This is a genomic window from Streptomyces sp. NBC_00075, assembly GCF_045041225.1.
Lineage (GTDB): Bacteria > Actinomycetota > Actinomycetes > Streptomycetales > Streptomycetaceae > Streptomyces > Streptomyces adonidis.
Genome location: NZ_CP108243.1, coordinates 7,356,707 through 7,380,947, shown reverse-complemented (window position 1 = coordinate 7,380,947; position 24,241 = coordinate 7,356,707). Strand labels below are relative to the sequence as shown.

The window sequence follows — 24,241 nt, the reverse complement described above, 5'->3', positions numbered from 1 at the left end:
ATCAGTGGCGTCGCGCCCGGGTTCACGGCGTGCCTTCGAGGAAGTACCGCATGAGGCGGGCGGTGGTGACCGTGCCGATCACCGTCACGTTCGTGCCGTCGCGTTCGACGAGGGCGACCTGAGGGCTGTGGGTACGGGCCATCAGGATCGCGACCTCCGATCGGCGGGCGTCGGGACCGACGACAGGCAGCGGGTACAGACGACGTGGCGCCCATTCGGCCACGGTGAGTCCGGCCGGCCGGTCGGCGAGTTCGGCAGGGTGCTGTGCGCCCGCGATCCGGGCGAGTACGGGGTCCTCGGCGATGTGGACGGGGAGGAGCTGCCGGACGAGTTGAGAACGGGGGACGATGGCGTACGGCTGTCCGCCGGTGTCGAGGGCCGGCAGGGCCGGCAGTGACCGCTCTGCCGGCAGGCGGGCCACGTTCATCGCGTCGTCGTCCGTGGTCACGAGCGGGCCGGGCTCGGCGAGATCCCGTGCGGGCATGACCGTCCTCCTTCAGCCGGTTCCCTCGGCCGCGTCGCGGCCGTGGGCGGTGTGCTGGTAGATGTCGGGGATGCCGTCGGCGTCCTCGTCCCGGGTCTCGGCCTCCCACAGGCGGCGGTAGATCCCGTTGCGGCGCTTGACCAGCACCGCCGCGACCACCGCGGCGATCAGTGAGCCCAGGAGCACGGCGGCCTTGATGTGCTCGACGTCGGCCGGGTCGGGGAAGGCGAGCTCGCTGATCAGCAGGGCGACGGTGAAGCCGATCCCGGCCAGCACCGCGAGCGCGAACACGTCCGCCCACGCCAGATCGGGGTTGAGGCGGGCCCGGGTGAACCGGACCGCCAGGTAGGTGCCCGCGAAGATTCCCGCCGTCTTGCCCACCACCAGCCCGAGCACCACCCCCAGCGGCTCCGGACGGGTGAAGACCTCACCCACCGCGCCGGCCGACACACTCACCCCGGCGGCGAACAGCGCGAACAGCGGTACCGCCACGCCCGCAGAAACCGGCCTCAGCAGATGCTCGGTCCGCTCCCCGGGCGAGGCGTCCTCGCCCTCGTCGCGTACGGTCCGCAGGATCAGGCCCATCGCCACACCGGCGACCGTGGCGTGCACGCCACCGTTGTACATCAGCGCCCAGATCACCACCCCGAGCGGCACGTACCACCACCAGCCGCGCACCCGGAACCGCTGCAGCGCGTAGAACACGACCAGCCCGACCACGGCCCCGCCGAGCGCGGACAGGTTCAGATCGCTGGTGAAGAAGACCGCGATCACCAGGATCGCGCCCAGGTCGTCGACCACGGCCAGCGTCAGCAGGAAGGCCCGCAGGGCGGACGGCAGATGGGTGGAGAGCACCGCGAGCACAGCGAGCGCGAAAGCGACGTCGGTGGCCATCGGCACCGCCCAGCCCGTCCCGCTGCCGCCGCCGATTCCCGTGGTGGCCAGGTAGACGCCGGCGGGCACCGCCATGCCGCACAGGGCCGCGACCACGGGCAGGGCGGCGGTGGCCGGGGCCCGCAGTTCACCGACGACCAGTTCGCGTTTCAGCTCGATCCCGGCGACCAGGAAGAACACGGTCAGCAGCCCGTCCGCGGTCCAGTGCCCCACCGACAGATCCAGGCCGAGCGCGGATATCCCGAAGTGGAAGTCGCGCAGGTGCTCGTACGCGTCGCTCCACGGAGTGTTCGCCCAGACCAGCGCCACCACGGCCGCCGCCAGCAGCAGCAGGCCGCCGACCGTCTCCGTACGCAGTGCGCGGGCCACCTGCGCCCGCTCCGGCCAGGACGGCAGACCGAGGAAGACGGAACGCTCACGTCGGGGGGCAGGCATCCGGGGCGGCCTCCGTAGCATCGGGTTGCGGGCACACGTGCCCCTTCGACGCCGACCAGACTTCCCGGCACACCCCGCGTCTCTTGACGCGTTCTTTACACACTATCCGCTGCGGCACCGCGCATGCGGCCGGAGTGCTCCCCGATGAGGGCTGCCCGCTGCGAGCATCATCACGTTTGGGACCGCCAGGTCCTGCGGCTCCCGCGGGGGCGCAGGGGCCCGGGGCCTGCCGGCAGCCTCGCGGTACGCGGGTCAGAAGGGCTTCGCCGGCCAGTCCAGCAGTCGGGCCCCGATCACCGCCGTCTGCAACGTGTAGCGGTGCACCGGCTCGGACGGGTCCGCGCCAGTGAGTTTGTGGATGCGCTCCAGGCGGTAGGTGAAGGCGCGCACGCTCAGCGACAGCCGCCGCGCCGCCTCCGCGGACACACAGCCGGAGTCGAAGTACGCGGTGAGGGTGTCGAGGAGCGGCTGGGCGCCGCCGCGGGCCTCGCGCAACGGGCCCAGGGTGCTCTCCACCAGGTCGGCCATGGCCTGCCGGTCACGGGTGAGGACGGGGTAGACGAGGAGGTCGGCGGCGCGCAGCACCGGCTCGTCGATCTCCAGCCGTTCCGCCAGGTCGAGGGCGTTCAGGGCCTCCTCGTACGAGTGAACGACGCCGGCCGGTCCCTGTTGCGGGCGGCCGATCGTGACCTGGCCTCCTCCCATGGCGGCGTACGCCTGCTTGGCGAAGTACGTGAGGACCTCCTGCTGGTCACCGGGCGCGACGCACACGAGCCGGCCGTCCTTGGTGGTCAGCAGGATGCTCCGGTCGCCGAACCGCCCTATCAGCGCCCGCTCCACCTCCCGCGGGACCGGGTCACCCTCGTCGTAGGCGGTCTCGCCCCGTGCCACGGCGACGGCGTGCTCGTAGGACAGACGCAACCCGTAGCGTTCCGCGCGCTGGGCGAGCCTGCCCAGGTCGCTGCGGCCGTACAGCAGGTCGTCGACGAACTCCCGGCGCGCGGCCTCCTCCTGGCGTACGGCATCCCTCTGCGCCCGCTCGTAGCCCTCGGCGAACGCGTCGAGGGCCTGGGCGACGGCGGCGAGCACGCTGTCCGCGGACGCGCCCCTGGCCGTCGGCCAGTTCGCGCGGGTGACGGCCAGGTGAGAGGCGACCATGACGCGCAGCCCCAGACCGGCCTCCGCGGCCCGCTCGCCCAGGATCCGGCGTGCGTGGAGTTCCTCCCGGGTCAGGCGGCGACCGGTGACCGCGGCCTCCTCAAGGACACCGGCAAGCCCCTCCAGGTACTCCGTGAACTCCTCCGGCACATCCCGCGCTGCCATATGTACGCCCCCCTTGATCTTGATGCGCCGCTGACGCCCTTTGTAGCGCACGTACCCCGAGTCCGGCCCCGGCGGAGACGACGTCACTGCCGGCCCCGGCAACTCCCGGAGGGCGGTGTCGGGGTTGTGCCGATACGCTGCGATCAGGTGTGCCGGGAAGTCTGGTCGGCGGACGTTTCCCTCTGCCCCAGGAGCCGCTCGTGCGCTTCTTCCCCTTCCGCCACCGCGACCGGCCACGTCCCATGCCGCAGCGCCCGCACGGTCATGAGGTGGTCAGGCTGCACGGCGACCTGGACGTGCGAAGCGCGGCGGCGACGGGCCGGCGTCTCGGGCGGCTGATCGACTCGGGGCCGGAGGTCCTGGAGGTGGACCTGACGGACGTGCCGCACCTCAGCCCCGACGGGTGCGCGGCCCTGTTCACCGCTCTCCGGGCGGCTCGGGCGCGCGGCGCACGGCTGGTCCTCACCCACGCCAACGAGCAGGTGCGGGGGATTCTGTGGCAGACCGGTCTGACACGGGCCCTCGCCGAGGGCGAGGGGAACGACAGCACTGAGTGACATGTCATCCGTGGAACGTCCGCTGCCGGAATCCGGCAGCCCACGGGCTCGGTAGGTGCATGCAAAGGGGCTGCCAATGTCGCGTAAAGAACGTGTAGGGTTCCTCGCGGTGTGCCGGGAAGCCTGGTCGGCGGTGTGGAGAGAGCTCTCCACAGTCTTCTTGTCGATCGGGGGTCTTGGTCATGGTGCTTGTCGTGGTCTTCGGGGTGGCGCTGCTCATCGCGGTGCTTCTGTCCGGTCTCGCCGCCCGGACCGTGTTGTCCACGTCGTTCCTCTTCCTGGTCGGCGGGGCGCTCGTCAGTGACGGGTTCCTGGGTCTGATCCACATCACGCCGGACAGCGAGATCGTGTCCGTGACGGCCGATCTGGCGCTGTTCGCGGTGCTGTTCACCGACGGCATGCACGTCTCGTTCCCCAAGTTGCGGGAGAACTGGCGCAACCCGGCCCGTGCGCTCGGCCTCGGCATGCCGCTCGCGTTCATCGGCATGGCGGTCATCACGCACTACCTGGTGGGCCTCGACTGGACGACTTCCTTCCTGGTCGGCGCCGTACTGGCCCCCACCGACCCGGTGTTCGCCTCCGCGATCGTGGGGCGGAAGGAAGTCCCCGCGAAACTACGGCAGTTGCTGAACGTGGAGAGCGGCATCAACGACGGTCTCGCCCTGCCGGTCGTCCTGATCCTGATCGCCGCCGCCGGGCCGACCTCCGGACACGCCGAGGCCGACTTCGGGAAGATCGCGCTGGAACTGTTCCTCGGCCTCGTCTTCGGCATCGTCCTTCCGTACGTGGTGATCGAACTCGTACGCTTCCGGCTGCTCGGCGCCGAACCCAAGCTGCAGCCACTGCTGCCGCTGGCGATCGGCGTGATCCTCTACGCCACCTGCCACCTCACGCACGCCAACCCCTACCTCGCCGCCTTCTCCGCCGGCGCGGTACTCACCGCGCGCTCGATCGAGGCGAAGGAGGCGTTCGAGCCGCTCGGCGAAGCACTGGCTGAACTGGCCAAGTTCGCGGCGCTGCTGGTGTTCGGGGCGCTGCTGACGCCGCAGTTGTTCGGTGACCTGTCCTTGGGCGGGTATGTCGCGGTCGTCCTCGCCATCGTCCTGATCCGTCCGGCCTCGCTGCTGCTGTCGCTCCTCGGCACCCGGTTCACCCGCCAGGAGAAGCTGGTCGCGGCCTGGTTCGGGCCGAAGGGCTTCGCCTCCGTCGTGTACGGGCTGCTGGTCCTGCAGGCCGGGATATCGCAGGGCGAGGAGGCGTTCACGCTCATCGCCGTGTGCATCGCCTTCTCGATCGTCGCCCACAGCTCCACCGACGTACCGATCGCCCGCCTCTTCCGCGTCGAGGACCTCGCAGGCGTACCCGGCTCCGACGACACGGTGCCACCCACGGCCAAGAAGTCCGACCCCGTCGGCGCGTGAACTCGCCGAGCCCTGCCCGTACATCACCACCGGCGAGGACGCCGTCCACGCACAGATCGGCTGCCCGCGCTCCTGGTCGTCGAGGCGGACGCCAGGCCGTACGCAGTCGTGTCCCGCGGCCGGCTCGTCGGACCGGAGTGCGCGCGAGAGGGCCCGCCGGGGCGACAGCCCCGAAACGCGAGGGCCGCGCGGAACGCGGCCCTCGTGGCACAGACGGGCAGTCCCCTGGCCTCAGGCGTGGTCAGCGGACGCCGGTGGGAAGCCTCGTCGAAGGGACATGAGCGGCCGGGGAAGCCGTGCCGCCGCCTTCACACACGGAAGCCCGGACGGGTTGTCCCCCGTCCGGGCCTGTCCTGTTATGTGCGTGCGCTCACTCGGACGCTACTGCGCGCGGTCAGTCGGTGATGGCGACCTTTCCGTTGGCGACCCCTGCGGTCTCGGCTGTCTCGGCCGCCTTGGGCGCCTTGGGCGTCCGCCCCTGGGCGAGTCCCTGGAGGAGCTGGGCGAGGTCGACCCCGGTGGTGGAGCTGAGGAGTTCCATGCCCTGGGCGACGTTGTCGGTGACCGTGCGCGTCAGTTGTCCGGCGCCGTCCGTGGAGATGACGGTCAGTTTGTCCACGGCCGCCAGCGGCTCCGCAGCCTTGCCGACGACCTGCGGCAGCACCTCGACCAGCATCTGGAGCACGGCTGCGTCGCCGTACCGCTCGAAGGCGTCGGCCTTCTGGTGCATGGCCCCGGCCTCCGCCGCGCCCCTGGCGGCGATCGCGGCGGCTTCCGCGTCGCCTTCGAGGCGTACGGCATCGGCGAGCGCCGCGCGCTGCGCCTTCTCGCCCTCACCGGTGAGCCGGGCCCGGTCGGCCGCCGCTTCGGCCTCCTTGACCAGGGCGATACGGCGGGCCTCGGCCTCCTGCTCGGCCTGGTAGCGGGCGGCGTCGGCGGGCTTGCGGACCTTGGTGTCCAGCTCACGGTCGGTCAGCTCGGCCTGGCGGGCGGCGACCTTCTCCTGCTCGCTGAGAACCTCCTGCTGCCGGGCCGCCTCGGCCAGCGGTCCGGCCGCGTTGGCGCGGGCGGCGGCCTCGTCCGTCTCGGCCTTGATCTCGGCCTGCTTCAGGGCGAAGGTCCGCTGCGCGATGGCGATCTCCTCCTCCGCCTTGAGCCGGGCCTGCTCGGAGGCACGTCGGGCGACTGCCTCGGCGATGTCCGCCTCCTGCTTCGCGCGGGCCGCCTCGGGCCGTCCGAGGTCCTCCAGGTAGGAGCCCTCTGTGGTGATGTCCTGGATCTGGAAGGCGTCCAGCACCAGCCCCTGCCCGGACAGGCTCGCCTCGGCCTCCTCGGCGACCTGACCGGCGAACACGGCCCGGTCCCGGATGATGTCCTCCACCGACATCCGGCCGACGATGGAACGCAGCGCGCCGGACAGCACCTCCTGGGTGAAGCCGACGATGCCGTCCTGCTGCATCAGGAACCGCTGGGCGGCGGCCCGGATCGAGTCCTCGGTGCCACCGACCTTGACGATGGCGACGCCCTCCAGGTGGGCCTTCACCCCGCGCAGCGTGACCGCGCCCCGCACGGCCACCGGGATGTGCCGGCTGGACAGGTCCAGGGTGAACTTCTGCTGCACGAAGGGCACAACGAAGACACCCCCGCCGACCACGACCTTCTGGCCGCTGTTGTCGGTGAACACCCGCCCGGTCTCCGGATCGGTGGACTTCTTGCCACGCCGTCCGGTGACGATGAACGCCTCACTGGGCCCCGCGACCTTGTAGCGGGTGACCACCACCAGGGCCAGCAGGACCAGGAGTACGACGACTCCCGCGACAGCGACGAGTACAGGGCTCATGGTGCACATCCCCCTTCAGCCCTCCCCGAGGGCGACGAATGACATCGGAAAACGAAATCGGATCAGGAACAGAGACCGTGGCAGTGGCAGTGAAAGCAGGCCGGTCAGCGCTCGACGGGCCGGACCTGGACGGAGGTCGCCGACAGCGACGCCTCGACCCACACGTCGGCGCCCCGCGCAACGGGCCCGTGGCTCCGGGCGGCGAGCTTCAACGGCTGCCCGGCGAGATACACCAGCACCTCGCCGTACCCCTCGGCCGGAATGGCCGTGACCACCGAGGCGGAACTGCCGACGAGGTCGCCGCCGCGCGGAGCGGAGGAGGTCCGGTCACGCATCAGCGCACGACTGAACCGGTACGTCACCCAGCCCGCCCCGACGCCCGCGACCGCCCCCGCTCCGGTGGCCCCCACCGCCCCCAGCCCCGTCGTACCGAGCACGATCGCGCCGCCGAACCCGAGCATCGACACGAACCCGGCGATGACCGGCAGCGACAGCAAGCCGTCGAAAACACCGTCCAGCACGCCGTCCAACGCCCCTTCGAGCAGCCCGTCGAGGACGAACGAAAGGGCGAGCAGCACCAGTCCCGTGACACCGAGACCCAGAAACCAGTTCATGCGGGCCCCTCCTTCGTACGACGACCCCCTACGCACAGACGTTCCCATACGGACCCGGCATCGGACATTGCCAGGTTCCGGCAGTCTTTACGCGCCCTTGATGCCCACTTCATACCGCCGGCAGGCGCATCGTGGCTCTCCGGCCGCCGCCCGGCCGATCCGCACGCGCCCTTCGGCGGTGCCGGTCCCCGGCAACGTCCCGGCTGCTTCAAGTGCCGACCTGAGCACTGTTGGCGACGGCCGAAGGCCGGGTACGGTTCCCCTCGGTGTGCCGGGAAGCCTGGTCGGCGGTCCACTTCGACCTGCCCCGGAGGCATCCAGTGACCGTCCCCGGTCTCGCCGCGTGCATGACGTACATACGGACGTGGCGCACAGCGCGCAGAGACAGCGGACGACAGCGGCACCGGATCCGCGAACAGCGGCTCGACGTGCTGGCCCGCGAGACGGCACCACCGGCCGCGCCGCCGAGCTGGCACGCCGGCTGGGGAGGACGTGTCCTCGCCCTCCTGTGGTGTGCCCAGTTCCTTTGGCTCGTCGTCCGTCCCGCCGCCGCTGAGACGGCCCGCCCCTCTCCGGGTGACTGGATCTTCCTGTTCTGCTCGTCCCTGTTCGCCACCTGGGTGGGCTGCCGCCTGGGCATGTGGCAAGTCACTGCCGGCCGCAGCGGTGTGTGGATACGGCGGTTTTGGGCCGTCATGTTCCTGCCCTGGCAGGAGATCAGCCGGGTGGACATGCGGCGGGACGGACTGCTGGAGTTCTTCGACGGCCACCGACAACCCATGGCCGGGTTGTACGGCCCTGCTCGGCTGAACCGGATCCTCGGCCGTCCCGACACAGGACAGCGGACGGCCGACACCCTGACACTCATGGCCCGCCACCCCCGCCTGCGTCCGAGCGCGGACCCCGACCGCGGCTCAGAGGCAGACCGTTCGCCGTGTGGTCGCCTCTGGCCCTGTGCGTCATCGCCCTGTCGAACCTGATCGTCTGACGGACAGCCGCGCGCGGGCCCACCCTCGGGAAAGAAGCGCCCCGCGCCGGCGATCACCGAGCCGGAGTCTCAGTTCCGGGCCCGCTTGTCCTGGACCGCGGACAGGAAGAACAGAACGCCCGCGCAGAGGAAGGACGCGATACCGAACATCGCGCTGACCATGACCACGTCGTACGAGGCGTTCGCCAGGCGGGGCACACCGTTGGCCAGCATGCCGGCGTACAAGCACAGAAGTCCGTAGGCACGAGGTCGCAGGCCACCGGTGCGTCCGCGCAGCCACGACGGCACCCATCCACGCAGGATCGCCATTGCCGGCAACGCCATCAGGACGCTGGAGACGGCCGGCGCGATCCAGTGGTAGACCGGATTTCCGTGCACGAGTCCGCACTTTCTTTCACACCGTCGCCCGTGGCAGATCCCCGGCAACGCGGCCGACGATAGACCCACACCGCGGTGACCACCATGCCGGTTCCCGGCAGCCCCGGGCGCCCTCCGCTGCCCGGCGCCGACGCACGGCCGGGGTGAGCTTTCTGCACGCGTCGGCCGCGTTGCTGATCCGCATCGACAGCTCCACGCCCTGCGACTGTGACCCATGCCATATGCGGTTCCTGTCAGGAATCGGGGCGCTGTTCCGCTCAAGTCACCGACAGGGAGCAGCGAACCGACAGGAGCGAGACATGAAGCACCGCATCGTCGTCCTCGGCGCCGGCTATGCCGGGGCCTACGTGGCCGGGACCCTGGCCCGCCGGCTGTCCCCGGCGGACACCGAGATCACCGTGGTCAACGCCGAGCCGGACTTCGTCCAGCGGCTGCGGCTGCACCAGCTCGCGGCCGGCCAGGAGATCGAGGCTCCACAGCTCGCCGATGTCTTCGCGGGCACGGGGATACGGCTGCGCCTGGCCCGCGTCACCGCCGTCGACCCCGAGCGCCAGGTCGTGGCCGTGGCCGACGGCGACGGCCACGGCGACGGCGAACTCGGCTACGACACGCTCCTCTACGCTCTCGGCAGCCGCGTCGCCGACCACGGTGTGCCCGGTGTGGCCGAACACGCCTTCCACGTCACCGGCCGGCCCGCCGCGCTGCGCCTGCGCGAGCGCCTGGACAGCCTGGACGCGCGGGGCGAAAGCGGCAGGGTGCTCGTCGTCGGCGACGGGCTGACCGGGATCGAGACGGCCACCGAGATCGCCGAATCCCGGCCCGGCCTGTCGGTGACCCTGGCCGCGCGCGGCGAGCTGGGCGCCCCGCTCTCCGCCGGAGCCCGCGGCCATCTGCGCCGGGCCTGCGTGCGGCTGGGCATCACCGTCCTGGAGCACACCACCGTGGAAGCCGTCGAAGCGACCCGGGTACGGTGCGCCGACGGCACCGCCCTGGCGTCCGACGCGACCGTATGGACGGCCGGGTTCGCGGTCGGCCCCATCGCCGCCGCAGGCGGGCTGGAGGTCACCGACATCGGTCGGATCGTCGTCGACCGCACCATGCGGTCGGTCTCCCACCCGAACGTCTACGCCGTCGGCGACAGCGCCCACGCCATCGGCGACAACGGCCGCCCTCTGCCCATGTCCTGCGCTTCGGCCGGCTACACCGGCCGGCAGGCCACGGAGGCGATCGTGGCACGCCTGACCGGCCGCGAGATCCCGAACACCAAGCTGGAGTACCTGGCGAACCACATCAGCCTCGGGCGGCGGGACGGGATCCTGCAGATGGTCGACGACGAAGCGCAGGCGAAGCCGAAGTACGTGGGTGGCCGGAAGGCCGCGCGGATCAAGGCGGGCATCCTCAGGATGTCGCTGTGGGCCACCTCGCATCCGACCTTCGGCCTGCCCAAGCGCAAGCACCGCCTGGCCGCCGCACCGGATGCGTCCGCCGAAAAGGAGGCGGTCGGCGGTCGCGTGGCCGCCTAGGGTGATCCGAGTGGACAGCACCGCCACTGATCGCTTCGACACCAGTCGGTTCGAGGCCGGCCGGAACCGGCTGGCCTCGCTGGCGTACCGGCTGCTGGGCTCCGCCGCCGACGCCGAAGACGCCGTGCAGGATGCGTTCCTGCACTGGCAGGCAGCCGACCGGCAGCAGATCAAGGTGCCGGAAGCATGGCTGACCAAGGTCGTCACCAACCTGTGCCTCGACCGGCTCCGCTCGGCACAGGCCCGCCGTGAACGCACCGTCGGCGCCTGGCTGCCCGAGCCGCTCCTCGACGGCGACCCGATGCTCGGCCCGGCCGCCACTTTCGAGCAGCGCGAATCGGTCTCCCTTGCCGTCCTGACTCTCATGGAGCGCCTGTCACCTCTCGAGCGGGCCGTCTACGTCCTGCGCGAAGCGTTCTCCTTCAGCCATGCCGAGATCGCCGAGATCCTCGACATCACCGAGTCCGCAAGCCAGCAGCACCTCCACCGGGCCCGGCGCCGCATCACCGTCGCGCGCCGCGGCGGCGGCGAAGTCGACCCGGCATCCGCCCGCAGGATCGTCGAGGAATTCCTCGCCGCCGCCACCTCGGGCCGCACCGAACGGCTGGTGGCGCTGCTCACCGACGACGCGACCGCGATCTCCGACGGCGCCGGCCTGGCCGAGAGGCTGCTGCGGTACGACACTCCGCAGCGCGTCGCCGCCGTCGCACGGGCCGGCTTCAAACCCACACCCGCGAAACGACGACTTGTCGGCGGCACGCCCGCCATCCATTACGCGGTCGTCAACGGCGCCCCCGCCATCCTCACCGTGCTCGGCGACCAGGTCGTCGGCTCCGTGACGTTCGACATCACCGGCGGCAAGATCGCCACCGTACGCGGCATCGCCTCCCCCACCCGCCTCACCCGCCTCACCGAAGCCTGGCGACAGCACGAACCGGACACGCCGCTCATCGCCCAGTGGTGACCCGACGCCGACCACTGCTGGGCGCGCACCACCCGTGCTGCGATGAACCGGTCGACACAGCCGTGAGGACGTGTTCACCTCGCTACCCTGCACCGTGGGGCACGGACAGGAGTCCCGAGCCAAGAGGACCGCCGTCACGAAGCCCTGAAAGCTACCGGCGGGCTAGTCCGCGTGGAAGGCGGAAACGGCGGCAGCGGGACGGACGACGAGCGGGACGCCCGTGCCCTGATCCCTCACACGCAGCCTGCACCGGCCTCGTGCCGGTTCCCGGCAGTGCCGTGAACTGCGGTCAGGCGCGGGCGAGTTCGGCGGCGCCGAAGGAGACGTCGAAACGGTCGCACCAGATGCTGACGCTGGTGTATCGGGACGGATCCACGTCACTGGGCAGGGCGTAGTTCTGGCTGCCCTTGTTGCCCTTGAGCTTGCCGAGGCTGACGTACTTGCCGTCGTCGAAGACGTGCCAGCCTGCCGTCCCTTCCTTCACCGGTGCGTCGGTGAGCCACACGCGCAGGTCGGGGCCGTTGCTGGTGTCGAGGTTCTCCAGCCGGACCACGTGGGAGCCGTCGGCCAGCCGTACGAGCTTCACCGTGCCCGATGTCGTGTGCTCGTGGCTGATCAGCTCACCGCTCGCCAGCGTCTGCGGCCCAGCCGGCGTCGTGGGCGTCTGGGAGGGCTCCGCCGCAGGGGGAGCGAAGGTTTCCACAACCTGGGGCAGGGCCTCCTCGACGGTCTCGTCCTGCCACAGCTTCCACGGCTGGAACCAGTACAGCCCGAAGCCGGCTCCGGCGACTGCCACCACCAGCATCCCCATGATCAACGGCCTGTTCAGTACCTTCCGCACGCGCCCCATACCCGCTTCGCCTCCTGGGAGTCTGTCCGTCCTGCCCCATTCAACGGAAGCGGGCAGCCGTCGCACACCCCGCAGGTGATGACGGAATCCTTACGCCGCACCGTCGCATTCAGCGGTGCTCGGGGTTGTCCGCCCCCGGGCGGCAGCCGGCGTCCCACTCCGAGCGCTGGTTGCCGTGGGCCGGGATGCCTCCCGCGCGTTTGAGCAGGGCCGCCAGGTGCATCAGGTTCCAGGTCATGAAGGAGGTGTTGCGGTTGGTGAAGTCGTTGTCCGGGCCGCCCGAACCTGGGTCCAGGTACGAGGGGCCGGGGCCGGCCGCACCGATCCAACCTGCGTCCGCCTGCGGCGGGATCGTGTAGCCCAGGTGCTGGAGGCTGTAGAGGACGTTCATGGCGCAGTGTTTGACGCCGTCCTCGTTGCCGGTGATCAGGCATCCGCCGACCCGCCCGTAGTAGGCGTACTGGCCCTGGGGGTTGAGCAGGCTGGAGCAGCTGTAGAGACGCTCGATGACCTGCTTGGTGACGGAGCTGTTGTCGCCGAGCCAGATGGGTCCGGCCAGCACCAGGATGTCCGCGGCCATCACCTGCTCGTACAGCGCGGGCCAGGCGTCGGTGGCGAAGCCGTGTTCGGTCATGTCCGGGTAGACGCCGGGTGCGATGTCCTGGTCGACCGCGCGGACGAGGTCCGTGGTCACCCCGCTTGCCTCCATGATCGCCCGGCTCTTGTCGATGAGCCCTTGGGTGTGGCTGAGCTGGGGGGACGGCTTGAGGGTGCAGTTGATGAAAAGGGCGCGCAGGTCGTCGAAACGGTGACCGTCCTCAGTGGACGGGGTGGGCTGTGCTGCCATGGCGGACTCCGGGGAGGACAGCGGACAGGGCCGACGGGCGGGGCAGGCGGCACTCCGTACCGCCCGGCGGCAGCGTCTCGCGGAAATCGCACGCTGTCTCGCTGCGACGCACCGCCGCACGGTGTTTTCCACCGGCGTGCGACGGTCCGTCGTGCGCTCGTCCACCGCCTGAAGGATCCTGGAGTCGGCAACACAGCCCCGGTTCCTGGCCGGTCGAGGACAAGGCAACAGCACCATGACGATCGACGTGTCAGCGGAGCGCATGATCCCGCTTCCGCCCGAACGGGTGGCCGAGTACGCCATGGACTGGCGCCATGACACTGAGTGGACGCAGGGCATCCGCACTGCGGAGCTGACCCGGGAGGCGGACCAGGGCGGCTTCGGCGTGGGCGCCGAGGTCACCCGTACGGCGTACTTTCTCGGCCGGCGCATCGACTACGTCCTGCGCGTGGCCGCGTACGCGCCGCCTCGCCTGCTGGACATGGTCTCCGTGGCCGGGCCGATGCCCATGCACGTCACGTACACGTTCGAGCCGGACCCGGGGGGCACCTTCGCCCGCATCCGGGTCCGGGGCGGTGGGGGTGGCTTCTACCGGCTGGCCGGGCCTGTCCTGGCCCGCCAGGTCCGCTCCTCCATCGGCAAGGATCTGCGTGACCTCGAACACCGGCTCACCGGACAGTGAGAGGACCACCATGGCGTACGACGAAGGACTGGCGGAGCGGATCAGACAGCGACTCCGCTCTGATGCGGACGTCACGGAAAGGCGTATGTTCGGCGGGATCGCCTTCCTGTACTGCGGCAACATGGCCGTGGGCGTGAGCGGCGACGATCTGATGGTGCGGGTCGGTCCCGACCACACCGACGCGGCCCTGGCCCGGCCCGGCACGCGCGTCTTCGACATGACCGGCCGCCCCATGCGCGGTTGGATCCTCGTCGCCGGGACCGCTCTCAGCGAGGAGGACGTCCTCGGCGAGTGGGTCGACGAGGGACGTGCCTTCGCCGTGAGCCTGCCGCCCAAGTAGCGGCCCTCGACGCCCCGGCTCCCCCCCTGCAGCAACCGGACCGACTCGTACCGCCCTTCCCGCAAGCGGCATCAGAGGTTCCGGAAAGCGTCGGATGCCGGTCGGCCCGAGGCGAACTGCTGCGTCACGCCGTGCCCTGGCCGTCACCTACCGGTTCACAGTTGAGTGCCGCGCCTGGCCCTCACGCGCAGGTGGCCGGCTCACACCCGTCAGCGCACCGACCGAGTCGGGTTCTCCCACCGGGAGCGAACATCTCGCCGGGCGGCGCGTTGTCTTACGGACTGGTGACGTGATGGGCGCGGTCCCCTGGTCCGGCGGGTCCGCCGCTCTAGCGTGGGCGCATGCGTGTACTGGTCACCGGCGGTGCCGGGTTCATCGGGTCCCATGTCGTCGAGGTGCTTCAAGCGCGCGGGCACGAGCCCGTGGTGTTCGATGTGCGCGAGGACGCGGGCGAGGACGTGCGGGACCGGGAGGCGGTCAGCCGTGCCCTGTCAGGTGTGGACGCCGTGTGCCATCAGGCGGCGATGGTCGGTCTTGGCACCGGATTCGCCGACGCGGCGCAGTACGTCTCACACAACGACCTCGGCACCGCCGTACTGCTCACGGCCATGGCCGAGAAGGGCGTCCGGCGGCTGGTGCTGGCCGGTTCGATGGTGGTCTACGGCGAGGGGCGCTACACGTGCGCACGGCACGGGGTGGTGCGGCCGGGGCCGCGGGCCGTCACCGATCTGGAGGCCGGGCACTTCGAGCCGCGCTGTCCGGTGTGCGGGCAGGAGTTGTCGCCGGAGCTGGTCGCCGAGGACGCGCCGGTGGACCCGCGCAACGTGTACGCGACGACCAAGCTCGCCCAGGAGCATCTGGCCGCCGCGTGGGCGCGGTCGACGGGCGGGGCGGCGGTGTCCTTGCGCTACCACAACGTGTACGGGCCCAGGATGCCCCGCGACACCCCGTACGCCGGGGTCGCCTCGTTCTTCCGTTCGGCGCTCGCCCGGGGTGAGGCCCCGCGGGTGTTCGAGGACGGCCGGCAGCGGCGGGACTTCGTGCACGTACGGGACGTGGCGACCGCCAACGCGGCGGCGCTGGAGGCGGATCCGGCCGGCGGCGCGCTCACCGTGTACAACACCGGCAGCGGCGAACCCCACACCGTCGGGGAGATGGCGCGGGCGCTGGCCGCCGCGTACGGCGGGCCCGAACCGGTCGTGACCGGCGAGTACCGGCTGGGGGACGTACGACACATCACGGCCGACTCGTCCCGGCTGCGGGCGGAGCTGGGGTGGAAGCCGGAGGTCGGCTTCGAGGAGGGCGTACGGGAGTTCGCTCGGGCCGGGATGCGCCCGTAGGGCGACCGGTGGTGCTGCCCGCGTTCAGGAAGCGGCTGCGGGCAGCACCACCTCGAAACGGCAGCCACCGGGGATGTTGCGTACGGTGGCGCGGCCCTGGTGGGCCTCCACGATGCCCCGGACGATGGCCAGGCCCAGCCCGGCGCCCGCCGGAGGCGTACGGGCGTGGGTGCCGCGCCAGCCGGTGTCGAAGACGCGGGGCAGGTCCTCCTCGGGGATGCCGCCGCAGCCGTCGGTCACGGACAGCACCACGCCGTCGAGCAGGCGTTCGGCGGCCACCATGACGGTGCCGTCCGTGGGGGTTCGCCGGATCGCGTTGACCAGGAGATTGCCCAGGACGCGGCTCATCTCCTTGCCGTCCACCTCCACCGGTACCGGCTCGACGGCGTCCCCGACGAGTCGTACCCCGTGTTCGTGGGCCAGCGGATACGCCCCGGCGAGGGCGTCGCCGACGAGGTCGTAGACGGACATCCGGGCGGGCGACAGAGCCAGGGTGCCGGCGTGGATGCGGGAGAGTTCGAAGAGGTCGCCGACCATGTCGTTGAGACGTTCGACCTCGGTGCGGATCTGGCGCAGATAGCGGTCGGGGTCGGCGGCGACGCCGTCCTCCAGCGCCTCGGACATGGCGCGCAGGCCCGCGAGCGGGGTGCGCAGGTCGTGCGAGATCCAGGCGACGAGTTCCCGGCGGGAGGACTCCAGCAGGCGTTCACGTTCCCGGGACTCGGCGAGCTTCGCGCTGGTGGCTTCCAACTCGCGGCTGAGCGCGGTGAGTTCGGCGGTGGCCGGACCGTGGGGCGCGGTGAATTCGCCTCCGTCACCGAAGGAGCGGGCGGCGAGGGTGAGTGCGCGGCTGCGGGCCACCACCCAGCGGCCCAGCACCAGCGCGGTGGCCAGGGAGACGACGGCCGCCATCGCGACCACCGTCGTCACCACCGACAGGTCGTGCGCGGACAGGAACATCGCCTCTGCCACGGCCAGGGTGCCCGCGAGCATCGCGGTCACGGCGACCGCCGCGACCACGGTGAGTGACGTGGTCAGTGAGCGGCGGCGCAGCAGCCACAGTGCTCCCGCGCCGAGCAGGCCGGCCACACCGGCGCCGAGGAAGGCGAACAGGGCGATGAGCAGGGTGTCACTCATGATCACTCCTCGCCCTGGCCGGAAGGGCCAGAAGGGCCGGCGGGATCGAAGCGGTAGCCGACGCCCCATACCGTCTGGATCAGGCGGGGCCGGGCGGGATCGTCCTCGACCTTGTTGCGCAGCCGTCGGACGTGGACCGTGACGGTCGACAGGTCGCCGAAGTCCCAGCCCCACACCTCCCGCATCAGGTCCTCGCGGCCGTACGCCCGGCCCGGATGACGGAGGAAGAACGCGAGGAGGTCGAACTCGCGCAGGGTGAGGGCCAGTTCGGCACCGTTCTTGGTGGCGCGGCGCGCAGCCGGGTCGACGGTGAGGCCGACCGCGTCCAAGGGGCGCTCGCCCGCGGTGGGCCGTGTGCGGCGCAGGACCGACTCCACCCGCAGCACCAGTTCTCTGGGGCTGAACGGCTTGGTGACGTAGTCGTCCGCACCCACCTCCAGCCCCAGGATGCGGTCGTCCTCGTCGCCGCGGGCGGTGAGCATGATGACCGGCACGGGGCCGCGCTCACGCATCCGGCGGCACACCTCCAGGCCGTCCATGCCGGGCAGCATCAGGTCCAGCACCACCAGGTCCGGCCAGTGAGTGGCGGCGCCGGCGAGTGCGGTCGGCCCGTCTCCGGCCCGGTCCACGACGTACCCCGCGCGGTCCAGGTAGCCCGAGACGACCTCGGCGACCGTGGGGTCGTCGTCGACAACGAGGACGCGGGCGGCCCTGCCCCCGCGATCGGTTCTGTCGCCACCGGCGGATGTGTCCGCCGTCGGCTCGTACGGCTGCTGCTGCATACGGCCAGCCTCGCACTGCGCGCTGCTTCGCGTCGCGCTCCAGGCGCCGGCAGGCACGGACGTCCGTGTTTCGTAAGGAGCCGATGTCCGTTATGCGGCTTTCGCGTTCGTAGGGTGAGAGCCGTGATGACCCCTTCCGAATCCGAGGACGTCGATGTCGTCCTCCCTTGTCTGAACGAGGCCGAAGCCCTGCCGTGGGTGCTCGACCGCGTCCCTCCCGGCTGGCGCGCCCTCGTCGTGGACAACGGCTCCACCGACGGCTCGGCCGACATCGCCCGGGAACTCGGCGCGACCGTCGTCCACGAGCCACGCCGCGGCTTCGGCGCCGCCTGCCATGCGGGGCTGACCGCCGCGACGGCCGCGATCGTGTGTTTCTGTGACTGCGACGCCTCGCTGGATCCGGCTCTGCTTGTGCCGTTCGTGCGTGAAGTGCAGGGCGGCGAGGCCGACCTGGTGCTCGGGCGGCGCCGGCCGCAGGGCCGGGGCGCCTGGCCCGCGCACGCCAGGGCCGGCAACCTCGCGCTCGCGCTGATGCTGCGCCGCCGCACCGGCCTGCGCCTGCACGACCTGGGTCCGCTGCGGGCCGCCCGCCGCGAGGCACTGCTCGGCCTCGGACTGACCGACCGGCGCAGCGGCTACCCCCTGCAGATGGTCGTGCGGGCCGCCGACGCGGGCTGGCACGTCACCGAGCACGACGTCCCGTACCTGCCGCGCTCCGGTGCCTCCAAGGTGACGGGTACCTGGCGCGGCACCTGGCAGGCGGTACGGGACATGAGCCGTGTCCTGACCGAGGAACCGGCCGTGCCCGCGACGGATGCGGCGCCAACGCGAGGAGGCAGCAGCCGATGACCACCCTGCTCGTCATCGCCAAGGAACCCCGGCCGGGGCGGGTGAAGACCCGGCTCACCCCTCCGTTCACACCCGAGGAGGCCGCGGTGCTCGCCGAGGCGGCCCTCACCGACACCCTGCGTGCGGTGGCCGCGACCCCCGCACGGCGCCGGGTCCTCGTCCTCGACGGAGAGGCCGGGCCCTGGCTGCCACCGGGCTTCGACGTCGTGCCGCAGTGCGCGGGCGGTCTCGACGAGCGGCTGGCGGCGGCCTTCGCCGGCTGCGACGGTCCGGCACTGCTGATCGGGATGGACACCCCGCAGGTGACACCGGAGCTGCTCACCGTGGACTTCGAGGGGTATGGGTACGACGCCTGCTTCGGTCCGGCCGAGGACGGCGGATTCTGGGCCCTCGGACTGGCCGCCCCGGACCCCGGGCTGCTGCGCGGGGTCCCGATGTCGACGCCCGTCACCGGCGCCGTCCAGCGCGCCCGGCTCGTCGCCGCGGGCCTGCGCGTGCGCGACCTGCCGCGACTGCGGGACGTCGACACCGCCGCCGACGCCGAAGCGGTCGCCGCCACGGCGCCGCACAGCCGTTTCGCCGCGGAGCTGTCCCGGCTCCGGCCGGTCGCCCGCCGATGAGCACGGCACACGAGGTGAGAGCGCGGGACACCGCGCATCACAACTGGGCCGCCGACCCCTACGCGGACGCCCTCCAGGCCGGTCACGGACCGCTCTTCCTGCGCCGCAGCGACGGCTGGCTGCTGCCCCTGGACGTGGAGCGGTGGTGCGCGCCCGCCGACGCCGTGGACCTGCGGATCCTGGACCGGTGTGAGGGTGCCGTGCTCGATGTCGGGTGCGGACCGGGACGGCTGATCGCGGAACTCGCCGCCCGTGGCCGTCCCGCACTCGGCATCGACATCAGCGAGGCCGCCGTCGCCCACACCCGCGGGCTCGGGGGGCAGGCCCTGCGGCGGTCGGTCTTCGAACCACTGCCCGGCGAGGGCCGGTGGAACACCACCCTGCTCCTGGACGAGAACCTCGGCATCGGCGGCGACCCACGCGCCCTGCTCCGCAGGCTGGCCGAACTGCTGCTGCCGGGTGGCCTGTTGATCGCCGAGACGGCCCCGGTGGACGTGGACGAGCGCATCGACGTCCGCATCGTGCCCGGCAGCGATGTCCTGGGGACCGCCGGCGCCCCGTTCCCCTGGGCCCGGCTCGGCACCCCGGCCCTGCTCCGGTACGCCCGCCCACTGGGCTGGCATGCCATCGATCAGTGGGCGGCCGGTGGCCGCCGCTTCGTCGCCCTGCGCAGCCGCAGCACCAGCAGCAGCGCCGAGCCGCCGAAGAGCACGGCCGTGATAAGCAGCCAGCGGGCGAGGAAGCCCTCCCCGGACAGGCCGGTCGCCGAGGCGTAGTGGTCCGCCACCCGGCCGCTGATCAGCGGGAACCACACCAGCAGGAGCAGCCCGGACAGAGCGGCCGGCACCCGGACGTACAGAGCCCACCCCCGGTGGCCGGCCGCGCCGAGCGACCCTACGACCGCGCGGTCCGCCACCGCGTACAGCGGCAGCAGCACCAAGTCGTGAACCAGCGCCGCCCCCACGAACCACAGCGCCACCTGGAACCAGTCATCCGCCAGCAGCCGCACACCCGCATAGCCGGCCAACGCGAACGAGCAGGCCAGAAGCAGCAGTTGCAGCGGGCTGCCCACCTTCACACGGATTCGCCTCACAGATCTCCTCGGAAGTCCTCTCATCGCAAGTCCTCTCAGAGGTCGCCGAACGTCATCCGGGCCACCCACTTGGTGTTCAGCACTCCGGGTGCGGCGGGCACGATGATCCGGGCCGGGTAGCCGTGGTCGGGGGTCAGCGGCTCGCCGTTGACGTCCAGGGCCAGCAGGGAGCGCGGGGCGCGCACCTGGTTGGCGCGCAGGGCCGCCGAGCGGAACGCTCCTCGGCGCTGGAGGGACTCCACCAGGACATCGGGCGCCGCGTCCGCGTCGTATCCCACCAGGGCGGCGAGATCCCGCAGCCGTACGCCCCGCCACCACTGGTCGGAGGTCGACCAGCCCTCCACGCAGGCGATGGGCAGCGCCGAACTGTGCAGGGGCAGATCCAGCAGATCGGCCCGGCTCAACCGGACGGCCCCGGAGCGCCCCCTGACGACCAGCCGCCACGCCGCCTCGCTCGTCTCGGCGGCGCTGATCCCTCGGGACGCGGCCGTCTTGTTGATCTGGAAGCCGCCCGGTCCACTGCCCGGATCGGCGCCCCCGTGCGGTGCGAGGAGGGCCGTCCGCCGCAGCGGTCCGTCGAAGTTCTGCCCCACGGTCGTCCCGAACAGCAGCAGCGAACCGCCCCCGACGAACCACAGCGCACCGCGCCGCGACACGGTGGGCTCCGCGGGCCGCGGGGAGACCAGCGGAAACTCCGGATCGACGCCGACCTCCTCCTGAGGGCCCTCCCCTTCCCGCATGCGGCGCAGATTGCGTACGGCGGCCGGCGCCCGCAGCGCCACGTGCACGACGAACGCGGCGAAGAAGACCCACGCCCCGTAGAAGTGCAGCGGGTAGAAGGAGCCGGGGAAGACGTAGTCCAGCTGGATGTTGAGCACACCGGTGACGAGCTCGAAGAGCACGCCGCCGACCAGCAGGAGCAGCGAGATCCGCTCCAGGGCGTGGGCGAGCGACCGGGCCGGTGGCAGCGCGAACAGCTTGGGCACCACCGACCACAGTTTGGCCAGCAGGACAGGGATGAGCGTGATGCCCAGCGTGACGTGGACGCCCTGGTTGAGCCGGTAGAGCCAGGGCGGATCGGTCGGCCAGGCGAAGAGGTAGAAGCCGAGCAGTCCCTTGTCCGGGGTCTTGTCGTTGACCGGCGACAGCTCCGGGTTGTACGCGGCGTAGGACAGCAGCCCGGTCACGAACAGCACGGTGATCCCGCCGAGCAGCACGACACCGAGGACCGAGGTGAACCAAGGACCGCGCAGCGGACTGCGCCAGAAACCGGGGGAGGAAGGCAGGCGTTGGTCGGACATGTTCCGACGTTAGGCAGGAACCTGCCTGTACAGGGGTGTGCGACCCATGACGAAACTCTGACGTCAGCAGCGCGGGCGACCCTGTGCGCCGCCTTCCGCCCTAGCGTTCCGTGTGTGATCCGCACCCCGTTCCGCGACCTGGCGGCTGTCCTGGCCGCCGTCCTCCTCGTCGTGTCGGCCGTCCTGGTCGGCCGGCACCTCCAATTCACCTACGGCAACCTGCACGTGGGCTGGCCTCCCCTGTACGCCAACTGGGGCCCCCACATCGGCCCCGGCACACCTGCCGCGCTCGTCGTCGCGGTCGCCGTCGTGGCATACGGCCCCCGCGTGGCCGCCCGACTGCCGTGGCGCGCGCTGCTCGGCGCCGTCTGGGGCACGGCGATGGCGTGGACGTGGTCACTGGCGCTGATCGACGGCTGGCAGCGCGGGATCGCGGTCCGGCTCACGACCAGGTACGAGTACCTGCAGGTCATCGACCGCTTCCAGGACATCCCCGCGACACTGCGGGACTTCACCGGTCACATCCTGCTCCACTCTCCCGACCACTGGCCCCCGCATGTCGCGGGGCATCCTCCGGGGGCGACGGTCACGTTCGTCCTGCTCGACCGGGTCGGACTCGGCGGCGGAGGCTGGGCCGGAGTCTGGTGCATCACCGTCGGCGCGTCGGCATGCGTGGCGGTACTGGTCGCCGTGCGGGCACTCGCGGACGAGGCCCTCGCGCGCCGGGCGGCACCGTTCCTGGTGATGGCGCCGGCCGCGGTGTGGATGGGGACGTCCGCGGACGGCTACTTCGCGGCGGTCGCCGCCTGGACCATCGCCTTCCTCGCCCTCGCGGTCACCGGACACCGGCTTCCCCTCACCGGCTTCGCCTCCGGCCTCCTCTTCGGCCTCACCTGCTACCTCTCCTACGGCCTCACCCTTTTCGCCGTGCTCGCGGGCGCCGCCCTGCTGCTCGGCGGCCCGCGCCGAACCCGTCCCCTGCTCTACGCCCTCGCCGGAGTCACCGTCGTCCCGCTCGCGTTCACCCTCGCCGGCTTCAACTGGTGGGAGGCGTACCACCTCCTCGTCGAGCGCTACTACCAGGGGGCCGGCGGCATCCGGCCCTACGGCTACTGGGTGTGGGCCAACCTCGCCTGCACGGTCCTGCTCGTCGGCCCGGCGACAGTGGCGGGTCTGCGGCGAGCCGGCGCCACACTCCTGGGGCCGCCGGCGCGCCTCACGGGACGTTCTCCCTTCAACGCTCCAGAGACGGGGGTGCGGACAGACGACCGCCACGGCGCTCCCGTACGTTTCGTCGCTGCTCTCCGTCGGCGTGTCGTGCCCCGGGCGGGCTGGTCCGGCACCTCACCCGACGTCCGCCTCGCCCTGCTCGTCGCCGCCGCGTTCGCCGCTCTGCTCATCGCCGACCTGTCGGGGATGAGCAAGGCGGAGACCGAGCGCATCTGGCTGCCGTTCGCCCTGTGGCTGTTGGCCGCATGCGCGTTCCTGACCCGACCCCGGGCCTGGCTCGCGGCGCAGGCCGCGCTCGCTCTGCTTCTCAATCACCTGCTGATGACCGGCTGGTGACGGGAGGTGGCAGGTCCCGGCAACCCCAACCCGTAGATCCTGCCACCCGCTCCAGGACGCGGTCCGCTGCCGGGCGTCCCGGATCTACTCGAAAGCGTAGGCGTTGGCCCACCCCAACGGCGGGGAGCGCCCGGGCCGGTTGGGGGAGGAGTTCGCCACGCTGGTGCGTGAGCGGGGCGAGGCCGTCGCCGAGGCCGGTCGACGACGGGCGTGGGACGTGGTGGACCTGCCGCTCTGACGGGGTGGCCGAGCCCGCTGCTCCACCCGTTCAGTCGTCGGGCTCCAGGCACACGACGGGAACGCGCTGGACGAGGTTGTTGGCGAAACCACCCCGGTTCCAGGGCTGGTCCAGCGGCTGGGTCTGCCCCTCGGCGTCGGTGGCCCGCGCCGTCAGGACGTGGTCGCCGGGGGTGGCCGTCCACGCAAGACGCCACCGGCGCCAGGCCCAGCGATGCGTGCCCGCCGGCTCGACCTCGGCCTCGCCCCAGCCGAGTCCGCCGTCGGTGCTGACCTCCACCCGCTTCACCGGCACCCGCCCGGACCAGGCGCGCCCCTCCAGCGTCACCGTGCCGGGCCGTACGATCCGTGCCCGGGACATGAAGTCCGGGAAGCCGGGCGGGACCACCAGGGCGCGCGGCGCGATCCGGGTGACCGGCTCGCCCTCCTCCTCCGGACGCCGTCTGAGCCGGTAGGCCACGGACTGCTGGAACCCCGTGAACGGCCTGTCAGTGACGGTGATGTCGCGCAGCCACTTCACATGCGCCATGCCGTACCAGCCGGGCACCACCAGACGCAACGGGCGGCCGTGCTGCGGGGGCAGCGGGGCACCGTTCATCCTGTAGGCGACCAGCACGTCGGACTCCTCGCCAACGGCCACGTCGACGGGGAGGGCGCGCTGGTAGTCCTGTTCGACGCCGCGCTCCACACCGTGGTCGGCGCCGGTGAAGACGACGTCGACGGCACCGTCCTCGACTCCGGTATCGGCGAGCAGCAGCCGCAGCGGTACGCCCGTCCACTCCGCGGTGCCGACGGCCTCGACCAGCCACGGCTGGCTGACCGGCCGGGGAGTCAGCAGAGCCCGCCCGTTGCCCGCGCACTCCAGGGTGACACGGAGGGTGACGGCGGGGTACGCGCGCAGGGCCGCCGGTCCGAAGCTCATCGGGCGGCGGACGCGGCCGCCGATGGTCAGCTCCCAGGACTCGCCGTCGGGGACGTACGGGATGTCGTAGTGCGTGAGGACGTAATGCAGCCCGGGCGGGGTGACGTCGTAGCGCAGGGCCTCCAGCGGCAGGCCGTGGTTGCGGGTGGCGAGCGCCAGTTCGTCCCGGCCGATGCCCTCGTCCGGTCCGGCCAGCCGGGCGGATGCGCTCACGTCACTGAGTCGGCGCCCCATACCCACATTGTCCCCGTCCG

Annotated in this window: 25 protein-coding genes and 1 pseudogene; 13 read left to right on the top strand and 13 right to left on the bottom strand. The window is 71.7% G+C overall.

Features of this window, described 5'->3' with window-relative positions:
- Positions 1-22 precede the first annotated feature (22 nt).
- The 3 genes from OG787_RS32280 to OG787_RS32270 form a co-directional block, all read right to left on the bottom strand.
- Positions 23-484 (bottom strand): hypothetical protein, encoded by a 462-nt coding sequence (locus tag OG787_RS32280; RefSeq protein WP_405537480.1) that lies wholly within the window; start codon positions 482-484, stop codon positions 23-25.
- A gap of 12 nt (positions 485-496) precedes the next feature.
- Complete coding sequence (gene nhaA, locus OG787_RS32275; protein WP_405537478.1) at positions 497-1,813, bottom strand: Na+/H+ antiporter NhaA; 1,317 nt, start codon at positions 1,811-1,813, stop codon at positions 497-499.
- Positions 1,814-2,065: 252 nt separating this feature from the next.
- Positions 2,066-3,136 (bottom strand): CdaR family transcriptional regulator, encoded by a 1,071-nt coding sequence (locus OG787_RS32270; RefSeq protein ID WP_235478644.1) that lies wholly within the window; start codon positions 3,134-3,136, stop codon positions 2,066-2,068.
- 200 nt (positions 3,137-3,336) lie between these two features.
- Here OG787_RS32270 and OG787_RS32265 point away from each other — a divergent pair, with 200 nt between their 5' ends.
- Both OG787_RS32265 and OG787_RS32260 read left to right on the top strand, forming a co-directional pair.
- Complete coding sequence (locus OG787_RS32265; protein WP_405537477.1) at positions 3,337-3,693, top strand: STAS domain-containing protein; 357 nt, start codon at positions 3,337-3,339, stop codon at positions 3,691-3,693.
- 182 nt (positions 3,694-3,875) lie between these two features.
- Positions 3,876-5,114, top strand: a complete 1,239-nt coding sequence (locus OG787_RS32260) for a cation:proton antiporter (protein WP_405537476.1) — start codon at positions 3,876-3,878, stop codon at positions 5,112-5,114.
- A gap of 394 nt (positions 5,115-5,508) precedes the next feature.
- On the opposite strand, the gene OG787_RS32255 is transcribed toward OG787_RS32260, so the two are convergent.
- On the bottom strand, positions 5,509-6,954 hold the full coding sequence (locus tag OG787_RS32255) for a flotillin family protein (RefSeq protein WP_405537475.1): 1,446 nt from the start codon (positions 6,952-6,954) through the stop codon (positions 5,509-5,511).
- Positions 6,955-7,058: 104 nt separating this feature from the next.
- Positions 7,059-7,568: a hypothetical protein gene (locus OG787_RS32250; protein ID WP_405537474.1), complete on the bottom strand. Its 510-nt coding sequence runs from the start codon at positions 7,566-7,568 to the stop codon at positions 7,059-7,061.
- 320 nt (positions 7,569-7,888) lie between these two features.
- On the opposite strand from OG787_RS32250, the gene OG787_RS32245 reads away from it, so the two are divergent.
- Complete coding sequence (locus OG787_RS32245; protein WP_405537472.1) at positions 7,889-8,548, top strand: hypothetical protein; 660 nt, start codon at positions 7,889-7,891, stop codon at positions 8,546-8,548.
- Positions 8,549-8,625: 77 nt separating this feature from the next.
- Here OG787_RS32245 and OG787_RS32240 read toward each other — a convergent pair whose 3' ends face one another.
- Positions 8,626-8,934, bottom strand: coding sequence for a hypothetical protein (locus OG787_RS32240; RefSeq protein ID WP_405537471.1), 309 nt, complete (start codon positions 8,932-8,934; stop codon positions 8,626-8,628).
- A gap of 299 nt (positions 8,935-9,233) precedes the next feature.
- Here OG787_RS32240 and OG787_RS32235 point away from each other — a divergent pair, with 299 nt between their 5' ends.
- Together OG787_RS32235 and OG787_RS32230 are read left to right on the top strand one after the other, a co-directional pair.
- On the top strand, positions 9,234-10,457 hold the full coding sequence (locus OG787_RS32235) for an NAD(P)/FAD-dependent oxidoreductase (RefSeq protein WP_405537470.1): 1,224 nt from the start codon (positions 9,234-9,236) through the stop codon (positions 10,455-10,457).
- Between the two features lie 10 nt (positions 10,458-10,467).
- Positions 10,468-11,421, top strand: a complete 954-nt coding sequence (locus OG787_RS32230; protein WP_405537469.1) for a sigma-70 family RNA polymerase sigma factor — start codon at positions 10,468-10,470, stop codon at positions 11,419-11,421.
- Between the two features lie 289 nt (positions 11,422-11,710).
- Here the strand turns inward: OG787_RS32230 and OG787_RS32225 are convergent, their stop codons facing one another.
- Both OG787_RS32225 and OG787_RS32220 read right to left on the bottom strand, forming a co-directional pair.
- Positions 11,711-12,271, bottom strand: coding sequence for a DM13 domain-containing protein (locus OG787_RS32225; RefSeq protein ID WP_405537467.1), 561 nt, complete (start codon positions 12,269-12,271; stop codon positions 11,711-11,713).
- 109 nt (positions 12,272-12,380) lie between these two features.
- Complete coding sequence (locus OG787_RS32220; RefSeq protein WP_405537465.1) at positions 12,381-13,118, bottom strand: flavodoxin family protein; 738 nt, start codon at positions 13,116-13,118, stop codon at positions 12,381-12,383.
- A gap of 235 nt (positions 13,119-13,353) precedes the next feature.
- Here OG787_RS32220 and OG787_RS32215 point away from each other — a divergent pair, with 235 nt between their 5' ends.
- From OG787_RS32215 to OG787_RS32205, 3 genes are all read left to right on the top strand, one after another.
- Positions 13,354-13,800: an SRPBCC family protein gene (locus tag OG787_RS32215; RefSeq protein WP_405537464.1), complete on the top strand. Its 447-nt coding sequence runs from the start codon at positions 13,354-13,356 to the stop codon at positions 13,798-13,800.
- Positions 13,769-14,140, top strand: a complete 372-nt coding sequence (locus OG787_RS32210) for a TfoX/Sxy family protein (protein ID WP_405537463.1) — start codon at positions 13,769-13,771, stop codon at positions 14,138-14,140. Before OG787_RS32215 ends, OG787_RS32210 begins: the two co-directional genes overlap by 32 nt.
- 341 nt (positions 14,141-14,481) lie before the next feature.
- Positions 14,482-15,480 (top strand): NAD-dependent epimerase/dehydratase family protein, encoded by a 999-nt coding sequence (locus OG787_RS32205; RefSeq protein ID WP_405537462.1) that lies wholly within the window; start codon positions 14,482-14,484, stop codon positions 15,478-15,480.
- A 24-nt stretch (positions 15,481-15,504) separates the two neighbouring features.
- On the opposite strand, the gene OG787_RS32200 is transcribed toward OG787_RS32205, so the two are convergent.
- Positions 15,505-16,617, bottom strand: coding sequence for a sensor histidine kinase (locus tag OG787_RS32200; protein ID WP_405537460.1), 1,113 nt, complete (start codon positions 16,615-16,617; stop codon positions 15,505-15,507).
- A 2-nt stretch (positions 16,618-16,619) separates the two neighbouring features.
- Positions 16,620-17,399: a response regulator transcription factor gene (locus OG787_RS32195; RefSeq protein WP_405537458.1), complete on the bottom strand. Its 780-nt coding sequence runs from the start codon at positions 17,397-17,399 to the stop codon at positions 16,620-16,622.
- 126 nt (positions 17,400-17,525) lie between these two features.
- On the opposite strand from OG787_RS32195, the gene OG787_RS32190 reads away from it, so the two are divergent.
- From OG787_RS32190 to OG787_RS32180, 3 genes and pseudogenes are all read left to right on the top strand, one after another.
- Entirely contained in the window at positions 17,526-18,248 is a 723-nt protein-coding gene (locus OG787_RS32190; protein WP_405537456.1) for a glycosyltransferase family 2 protein, read from the top strand.
- Positions 18,245-18,868: a DUF2064 domain-containing protein gene (locus OG787_RS32185; protein ID WP_405537454.1), complete on the top strand. Its 624-nt coding sequence runs from the start codon at positions 18,245-18,247 to the stop codon at positions 18,866-18,868. Before OG787_RS32190 ends, OG787_RS32185 begins: the two co-directional genes overlap by 4 nt.
- A pseudogene (locus tag OG787_RS32180) lies at positions 18,865-19,362 on the top strand (class I SAM-dependent methyltransferase); the annotation flags it as partial. The gene OG787_RS32185 and the pseudogene OG787_RS32180, both read left to right, overlap by 4 nt.
- A gap of 137 nt (positions 19,363-19,499) precedes the next feature.
- Here the strand turns inward: OG787_RS32180 and OG787_RS32175 are convergent.
- Positions 19,500-19,985 (bottom strand): hypothetical protein, encoded by a 486-nt coding sequence (locus OG787_RS32175; RefSeq protein WP_405537453.1) that lies wholly within the window; start codon positions 19,983-19,985, stop codon positions 19,500-19,502.
- 11 nt (positions 19,986-19,996) lie between these two features.
- On the bottom strand, positions 19,997-21,262 hold the full coding sequence (locus tag OG787_RS32170; protein ID WP_405537451.1) for a molybdopterin-dependent oxidoreductase: 1,266 nt from the start codon (positions 21,260-21,262) through the stop codon (positions 19,997-19,999).
- A gap of 114 nt (positions 21,263-21,376) precedes the next feature.
- Here OG787_RS32170 and OG787_RS32165 point away from each other — a divergent pair, with 114 nt between their 5' ends.
- Together OG787_RS32165 and OG787_RS32160 are read left to right on the top strand one after the other, a co-directional pair.
- Positions 21,377-22,828, top strand: coding sequence for a hypothetical protein (locus OG787_RS32165; RefSeq protein ID WP_405537449.1), 1,452 nt, complete (start codon positions 21,377-21,379; stop codon positions 22,826-22,828).
- A 103-nt stretch (positions 22,829-22,931) separates the two neighbouring features.
- Positions 22,932-23,066, top strand: a complete 135-nt coding sequence (locus OG787_RS32160; RefSeq protein WP_405537448.1) for a hypothetical protein — start codon at positions 22,932-22,934, stop codon at positions 23,064-23,066.
- Between the two features lie 30 nt (positions 23,067-23,096).
- Here the strand turns inward: OG787_RS32160 and OG787_RS32155 are convergent, their stop codons facing one another.
- Entirely contained in the window at positions 23,097-24,221 is a 1,125-nt protein-coding gene (locus tag OG787_RS32155) for a sulfite oxidase (protein ID WP_405537446.1), read from the bottom strand.
- Between the last annotated feature and the right edge of the window lie 20 nt (positions 24,222-24,241).

What these genes read in the sequence shown, in the direction of transcription:
- OG787_RS32280 (WP_405537480.1), bottom strand. Translation starts at nt 484, where the DNA reads ATGCCCGCACGGGATCTCGCCGAGCCCGGCCCGCTCGTGACCACGGAC.
- nhaA (WP_405537478.1), bottom strand. Translation starts at nt 1,813, where the DNA reads ATGCCTGCCCCCCGACGTGAGCGTTCCGTCTTCCTCGGTCTGCCGTCC.
- OG787_RS32270 (WP_235478644.1), bottom strand. Translation starts at nt 3,136, where the DNA reads ATGGCAGCGCGGGATGTGCCGGAGGAGTTCACGGAGTACCTGGAGGGG.
- OG787_RS32260 (WP_405537476.1), top strand. Translation starts at nt 3,876, where the DNA reads ATGGTGCTTGTCGTGGTCTTCGGGGTGGCGCTGCTCATCGCGGTGCTT.
- OG787_RS32255 (WP_405537475.1), bottom strand. Translation starts at nt 6,954, where the DNA reads ATGAGCCCTGTACTCGTCGCTGTCGCGGGAGTCGTCGTACTCCTGGTC.
- OG787_RS32250 (WP_405537474.1), bottom strand. Translation starts at nt 7,568, where the DNA reads ATGAACTGGTTTCTGGGTCTCGGTGTCACGGGACTGGTGCTGCTCGCC.
- OG787_RS32235 (WP_405537470.1), top strand. Translation starts at nt 9,234, where the DNA reads ATGAAGCACCGCATCGTCGTCCTCGGCGCCGGCTATGCCGGGGCCTAC.
- OG787_RS32225 (WP_405537467.1), bottom strand. Translation starts at nt 12,271, where the DNA reads ATGGGGCGCGTGCGGAAGGTACTGAACAGGCCGTTGATCATGGGGATG.
- OG787_RS32220 (WP_405537465.1), bottom strand. Translation starts at nt 13,118, where the DNA reads ATGGCAGCACAGCCCACCCCGTCCACTGAGGACGGTCACCGTTTCGAC.
- OG787_RS32215 (WP_405537464.1), top strand. Translation starts at nt 13,354, where the DNA reads ATGACGATCGACGTGTCAGCGGAGCGCATGATCCCGCTTCCGCCCGAA.
- OG787_RS32205 (WP_405537462.1), top strand. Translation starts at nt 14,482, where the DNA reads ATGCGTGTACTGGTCACCGGCGGTGCCGGGTTCATCGGGTCCCATGTC.
- OG787_RS32200 (WP_405537460.1), bottom strand. Translation starts at nt 16,617, where the DNA reads ATGAGTGACACCCTGCTCATCGCCCTGTTCGCCTTCCTCGGCGCCGGT.
- OG787_RS32195 (WP_405537458.1), bottom strand. Translation starts at nt 17,399, where the DNA reads ATGCAGCAGCAGCCGTACGAGCCGACGGCGGACACATCCGCCGGTGGC.
- OG787_RS32190 (WP_405537456.1), top strand. Translation starts at nt 17,526, where the DNA reads ATGACCCCTTCCGAATCCGAGGACGTCGATGTCGTCCTCCCTTGTCTG.
- OG787_RS32185 (WP_405537454.1), top strand. Translation starts at nt 18,245, where the DNA reads ATGACCACCCTGCTCGTCATCGCCAAGGAACCCCGGCCGGGGCGGGTG.
- OG787_RS32175 (WP_405537453.1), bottom strand. Translation starts at nt 19,985, where the DNA reads ATGAGAGGACTTCCGAGGAGATCTGTGAGGCGAATCCGTGTGAAGGTG.
- OG787_RS32170 (WP_405537451.1), bottom strand. Translation starts at nt 21,262, where the DNA reads ATGTCCGACCAACGCCTGCCTTCCTCCCCCGGTTTCTGGCGCAGTCCG.
- OG787_RS32155 (WP_405537446.1), bottom strand. Translation starts at nt 24,221, where the DNA reads ATGGGGCGCCGACTCAGTGACGTGAGCGCATCCGCCCGGCTGGCCGGA.